Source organism: Acinetobacter sp. P8-3-8 (assembly GCF_000214135.1).
Lineage (GTDB): Bacteria > Pseudomonadota > Gammaproteobacteria > Pseudomonadales > Moraxellaceae > Acinetobacter.
Window position 1 is genome coordinate 1 of the sequence record NZ_AFIE01000151.1, and the last position, 596, is coordinate 596.

Genomic DNA, 596 nt, shown 5'->3' on the forward strand with positions numbered 1-596 from the left:
ATCAGATAAAGCCTGACCTGAAATTTCATATTGACCCAATTCTTCATGAATCAACGGGAAAGTCGTTTCAGGTGACTTTTTGGTGCGCCATAGCGTTACAGCCACATGCTCACCGTTCGCAGTATTAATCCCTTTAAAGAAGAGCTGATACTCTTTTTCAAAGTCGGATGCCAATGTGGTGTTGGTCACCGCGCCAGTGGTGTATGTAGCCAGAATCGGCATGGTTAGATCAGCAACATCATTAAAAATAACGGTACCGAATTTAGCATCCAATGTGTAATCTTCAGCGCTAACCGTTTTAGGTGTACCACTGGTTGAATCCTTGAATGAAACCGTTTTCAGGTTATAACCATTCAATTTGATTTCTTCACCTACAACCACTGTACCTAGCGATACATCAGTTTCTGTTTTTGTTGGCACAGCATGGGTCATACCAGAGAGAATATATTGCAGATTTTCAGGATTGAGCTCTTCAAGTTGCCCCGAAAAGTTCACAGATGTGGCATTAATCATGGTGAAATCGGTAGTGCGTTTACCAGTCATTGATTCTTTATGCTCAATAACATCAGCACCAATTTCCAATTCAAACTCAGGTA

Annotated in this window: 1 protein-coding gene; it reads right to left on the reverse strand. The window is 41.3% G+C overall.

The annotated features are described in order from the left end of the window. Positions 1–596: hypothetical protein (locus tag GGG_RS0119070; RefSeq protein WP_010118108.1), on the reverse strand; the 596-nt coding region annotated here is incomplete at both ends.